Genomic DNA, 5,733 nt, shown 5'->3' on the forward strand with positions numbered 1-5,733 from the left:
AAGAAGCGGCCCCAGCTCTCGTAGCCGGTCTCCTCGTTGTAGTCGTAGTCGACGCCCTGACGGCACTGGATGAGCACTTCCACAGCCAGTGGCACATCCTGATGGGCACCGACTACCAGCGCACCAAGCGCAGACGCGCCGGGCAGGGCAACTGGCGGCTGATCCGCTACTGCGACGACTTCGTCGTCAGGGTGTCCGGACCAGCCGAGCGGGCCGAGATGCTGCGTGAGCAGATCACGGCGGTCCTGGCCCGGCTCGGCCTGCGCCTATCCGTGGACAAGACCCGTGTGGCCCACATCGACGACGGCTTCGACTTCCTCGGCCAGCACATTCGCCGCCAGCGGAAACGCGGCACGAACAAGCTCGTCGTCTATACCCGCCCGTCCGCGGCAGCCGTCCAGGCGATCAAGGACCGGATCTCGGAACGGACCTACAGACACACCCGCAACCAGAGTCTGGCCGCCCTGCTGAGCGGGTTGAACCGGATGCTGGCCGGGTGGGCGAACTATTTCCGCCATGGCGTGTCCAAGAAGACCTTCGCCGCGATCGACCGCCACGCGTGGCAGCGGATCGCCCGATGGCTCCTTCGCAAACACCGGATACCCCGCAGTCAGCTGCGGAGATTCTGCGACCAGGGCTGGAGATTCGCCGAAGGATCGGTGGCCTTCCGCGGCGCATCCAGCGTTGCGATCGTCCGCTACCGATACCGCGGAGCGACCATCCCCACTCCGTGGACCATCGAACCGGCAGCCACCAGCTGACCATCGGGCAAGACACGTGGAGAGCCCGTTGCGGTGAGAGCCGCACGGCGGGTTCGGGACGGCGGCTCGGAGAAACGGACCGGTGGCAACACCGGCACCGCGCTTCGAGCCGACCGCACATTGACAGTCCTGGGGGCCGGAAGGCTTCGATCTGTATGCCATGGACGGTCCCGTCGCCTATCGCGCCGAGCCGGGCGGGTTGCCGTTGTAGGGGATGTTCGACGGTGGGGAGACGCGCTGGTGGCTTCCTGTTACTGGCGAGCGTCCAAGTGGCCGGTGATTCTGGTTGGAGCGGGCGCTCTGGGAGGGCGGCAGCTGTCATCAGCCTGTACGAGCCGCCGCGTCGCTCCTCCTGGGTTGAACGCCGGCTGCTGGCCCAGATCGACAACAGGAAGCAGCAGTAAAGGGCATAGATCGTGGCATTGAGGTGCGGCGACTCGCCCAGCTTCGGCGGATGCGGAGGCGACACCGGGACGCTGCCGGAGATCGTCCGAGAGCTGACGCGGCGGTACAAGACGATCGAGGAAAGCGTCATCAGGCGTTCGATTCCCGACCTGCAGCCGGATCAGCGGTCGTCCCCGGCCTCGGGACGCAAAACCATCGCCTGCCTACGCTCGGCGGCCATCCGCCGGATGCCTCGGGTGCGCCCGGCTTGGGCGAGCAGGTCCAGCATCGCAAGATCCGAACTCGTCGCCGCTATCCGCTGCTGAGTCCAGTCCGACCACTCGTCGGGCACACCTGTCGGCCCGCCCGCCACGATGCCGAGATCTCTTGCTCGTGACTCGGCGTGCTCGCGGCCCTCCCCTGGCGGGGCGAGCTCGATCCACTCCTGCCGCTCGCTCGCACCCACCACCTCCAGCGCGCGGAGGATCACGGCCAGCGCCATCTCACGGTCAGGCTCTTCGGCGAGAGCGGCGCGGAGCAAATCAAGGCCGCCCTCGTCCATGCTGTCCAGCGTGCGGAGATAAGTCATCCAGCGTCGATGCGCGTCATGATCCTCCGGCGTGGACCAGGCTCCCGACTCCTGGAAGGCCTCACACCCGTCATGCTCGAAACGGACTCGTCCGTCGAAGGGCGAGGCCGGATTCGCGCACGCGCCGTAGTCCCTGCCCAGTTCGCCGGACAGCGGCAACCAGAACCGGCAGCCGCCGCACTGCTCGGAGTACCACTCCTCCCGATAACCGGGATCCTCGGTACGCCGATTCCGTTCCGCGACCCACCGTTCGTGGATCGCGGAACATTCGGCCGCGCTTGGCCCGGGGTGGCCAGGAATGTCTGTCATTTACCGGTGATGATCCTCAGGATCGCCGCGAAACTACTGATCTTCGAGTTTATCTGAATCGCATTCCGCCCAAAACCTCCGTCCATTTGCCGGCCGCGGTCCCGGGTCACCACTTTCGCGCCGAGTTGTTCGGCGAGCCGGGCGAGTTCTGAATCCTTCGCGCCTTTGAGACCCATCTCCGCGACACTCCGCACGTCGTATCCCTGCTTCCGCAGGAACGCGGCCAGGCCGGGCGAGAGGTTCTCGTCAACGATCAGGCGCTCGCCCACCCCGGTGAACCCGGCCTTCTTCGCCAGCGCCCGCTTCATCGCTGCCGCGAGGTCGCACGTCGGGTTGTCGTTGTGAACCAGGACGTCGGTGTTCGCCGCTGCCACGTGATACGTGTGCGGGCCCGCGACACTGAGGTTGTAGACGTCCTGCTTACCGCTGGTCCACTTGCTGACAGCCGCGATCTGGACGTGCGTGCCGGCTCCGGTCCTGAGCCACATGCCTGGCGACAGTCGAGTGGCGCCGACCCAGGTCTGCAGGTCATCCACCCAGAACGGGTGTTCGGCGGTCGCGATCAGCACTCCTGAGCCGTCCTCGGTCGTGACCGAGATCTGCACCAGGTTCTTGGCACCTTCGCCGACGATGCGCGCCAGTACGGGTTGGGCTGAACGCTCGCCCGTATGCGGATCGGTCGCCAGGACATGATCGCCGACGTCGACGTCTTCGATCGGTCTGGTACTCCCGTCGGCCATCACGACCAAGGTGCCGGGAACGAAGCTGTTGCAGTCGCCTAGTGCCTTGGTCGCCGCTTCCCTGGCTCGCTCGGCTATCTTGAGCTTGTCCTTCGCCGCCAGCCAGTTCTTGAAGGCGCTGATGGCGTCACCAGCGTGTTTCCAGATCGCCTTGCCGAGTTCGTAGGCCTTCTTCCACTTCCAGGGCAGTGCGTATTTCGCCGCCAGCTTGCCGGCGAGGCCGCCTGCGAGTGAGCCGAGGATGTTAAGTGCCGTTTCCCCGCAGGCCCCCAGGTCCCCGGTGGTGAAGCACTTGATGCCGGCGGTGATGCCCAGTTCGTCGGCCGCGATCTTCGCTATGGACAGTACGGCGTCAACGAGCGCCTTGAGCTGCCGTTGCACTTCTGCCTGCGCGGCGCGCAGCGCGGCATCGGCCTCCTGCTTGCGCTTGACCTTGCATCCCGTGCTCTTGGGCTTGGCGCACGGGTCAGCCGATCCCGCGTCATCGATCACCTTCAACCCGGTGGGGTCGGAAGCACCCACGGGATTGTTGCCGGCGTACGAATACGGATTGGTCCATTGCGGTTTGGTCAAGTCCAGCAGCGGGTCCGTGGAGACGAACTTGGCGATCGCCGGGTCGTAGTAGCGGGCCGACAGGTAGTTGAGGCCGGTGGCCGAGTCCTCGACCTTGCCGAGGAAACCCCTGTCGGTGAACGGCAGGTCATCGCTTCCGCGCCGCTGACCGTAGGGCAGGTAGCGCTCGCGGGAGACCTGCCCGGTGCTGTCGTTCACGGCGAGCTGGGTGGATCCGTGCATGCCTGACGCCAGCCACTGGATGCCACCGCTGGTGCGCATCGCGACCACGGCGCCGTCAGGACCGGAGTAGTAGCGGGTGGCCTTGGCGATGCCGCCGGTCGCCCGGATCTCCATGCCGCCGAGGTAGAGAGTGGAGGAGCCGTCAGGGTCCCGGCGGATGAGCCGTTCGCCGTCGGCGTCGTAGACCATCGAGGTTTCGGCGCCGTCGACAACGGCTTTGTCCATCTGTCCCAGGGCGTTCCAAGTGAAGGTGGACTGTTTGCCGTCGACGGTTCGGGCGACGAGCTGACCGGCGGCATCGTAGCCGTAGGTATCGGTCCGGCCGGGGCGCGTGATGGAGGTGACGGCGTTGGGCCGTGTCGCGGACGCGCCCGGTGCCGGATAACCGTAGGTGGAAGTGGCCCCGTTGTCGGTGACGGTCTGCAGATTGCCGACCGCGTCGTAGGTGAACGACTGGTTGTACGGGTCGACACCCTGACCGTCGCCGGCCGTGCAGGTGCCGGCGGTCGTGGTGAACGCGGTGGTCAGCCGATCGAGGCCGTCGTATCCGAAGCATTCGGACTGGCCCGCTGGAGCGTCCTGGATGCGGGTGACCTGTCCACCATTGTTGTAGGTGAAGGTGTCGTCCTGTGCGACCTGCGAGCCGGCGGTCGTGGTGAGACGGTTCAGCCATCCCGTGGCCTCGTCCCAGGTGTAGGTGCGTTTCACCTGGGCGTTGGCGCCATAAGAACGCTCGTTGAGCCGAGCGGTGGCCGAGAAGACCGTTTCCTTGACGTAGGTGGTGCCGCCGCCGTAGTCGGAGGTGAGGTCCTTGACCAGGCCGAGACCGGTGTAGCCGAAGGTGAGCGTCTCGGCTGCCAGGTCGCCCTTCCCCGGCATGCTCTGACTGATCAGGTTACCCGCCGCATCGTAGCTCGCGGTGAACTGGTACTCACCCGCCAGCGCTCCTTCGGCGGGCGGAATGGTGAGCTTCGTGCCTGTCGCACGGTAGGAGTTGTCGTACGAGGTGATGGCATCGACGTAGCTGCTGGAGCCGACGTAACGGGTGGCGGCAGTGAGACGGCCCTTGGCGACGGAGTCGTAGGTCCATTCGGCGAGCTTGGTTCCTGTCTGTGGCTCGCCTGCCCATTGGCTGACGCGTCTGCCCAGATCGTCGTGGACGGTGGAGACCTTGCCGCCCTTGCCGTCAATGGTCCATACCGGTCGGCCTGCGGCGTCATAGCCGTAGGAGGACGAACCGGCGTCGGGATCAGTGGCCGTCGTACGGCGGCTGAGCCAGTCGTAGGTGAACGTGCGGACGTTGCCGTTCGCATCGGTGATCTTGGTAAGGTCTCCGGCGGCGCTGTAGGTGTACGTGGTGTCGTGGTGGGTGGTGCCGTCCTTCCACTCCTCGGTCTTCACGGTGCGGTCGAAGACGTCGGAGACGGTGACGGTCTTACCGCCGACGGGCGGAACGACCTCGACCCGGTCCAGTCCGGGATAAACGGTCGTGGTCCGGCGGAACTCGGTGCTCAGGTGGTAGTCGATGACCGCAGTCGGGCGTTCCATGCTGTCGTAGACGGTCTTGGTCCACGACGGAAGTGCGGTCAGTGCCGGGTTCAGCAAGCCTGCGCCGGGGGCTCCTGTGTTGTGCACAGGTTGGGAGGACGCCCCCTCCAGGCCGCGGCCGTCGTAAGCCGTCACCAGGACCACGCGGCCACCGACCGGCGATTCGGTCTGGGTCTCGCGCTGCCGGCCGAAGCCATCCTCATAGCCGTAGGTGGACAGATATGTCGTGCCGCGCAGTAGTTTGCGCAGCGTGGTCTTGGCCGGGGCGGTGGGCTGGCCGAGGTTGCCGTTGAACGGGAGGTCGTAGGCGACGGTCGCGGTTGGCGTGCCGCCGGCCCTGGGCTGGTCGGGCTCCCACAGAGCCGAGGCGCGGCCGAGAGCGTCGTAGTCGATCTCGGTGACCTTGTTGTTGGCGTCGACCAGCTTGGTGGGCAGGCCGTTGCGGTGGGAGGAGGTGGTGGTGATGGTGTGGCCCAGCGGGTTGGTAACCGTGATCCCCTGATACGGCCATCCCACCGAGGGCTGATAGGCGGTGCTGGAGACCTTGCCCATGGCGTCGGTGGCGGTCAGCGGGCGGCCGTAGTCGTCGTAGGTGTTCTTGGTGGTG

3 protein-coding genes and 1 pseudogene are annotated in these 5,733 nt (G+C 66.2%); 1 reads left to right on the forward strand and 3 read right to left on the reverse strand.

Features of this window, described 5'->3' with window-relative positions; translation table 11 throughout:
- Nucleotides 1-101: 101 nt before the first annotated feature.
- Nucleotides 102-761, forward strand: coding sequence for a group II intron maturase-specific domain-containing protein (locus ABFX54_RS55640; protein WP_346115439.1), 660 nt, complete (start codon nt 102-104; stop codon nt 759-761).
- 565 nt (nt 762-1,326) lie between these two features.
- Here ABFX54_RS55640 and ABFX54_RS55645 read toward each other — a convergent pair.
- The 3 genes and pseudogenes from ABFX54_RS55645 to ABFX54_RS55650 form a co-directional block, all read right to left on the reverse strand.
- Complete coding sequence (locus ABFX54_RS55645) at nt 1,327-1,707, reverse strand: hypothetical protein (protein ID WP_346115440.1); 381 nt, start codon at nt 1,705-1,707, stop codon at nt 1,327-1,329.
- An 87-nt stretch (nt 1,708-1,794) separates the two neighbouring features.
- Nucleotides 1,795-2,043: pseudogene (locus ABFX54_RS57360) on the reverse strand (DUF3027 domain-containing protein); the annotation flags it as partial.
- On the reverse strand, nt 2,040-5,733 hold a 3,694-nt coding region (locus tag ABFX54_RS55650), incomplete at its 5' end, for a DUF5615 family PIN-like protein (protein WP_346115441.1). The pseudogene ABFX54_RS57360 and the gene ABFX54_RS55650, both read right to left, overlap by 4 nt.

The sequence above is a fragment of the Nonomuraea maheshkhaliensis genome (assembly GCF_039529435.1).
GTDB lineage: Bacteria > Actinomycetota > Actinomycetes > Streptosporangiales > Streptosporangiaceae > Nonomuraea > Nonomuraea maheshkhaliensis.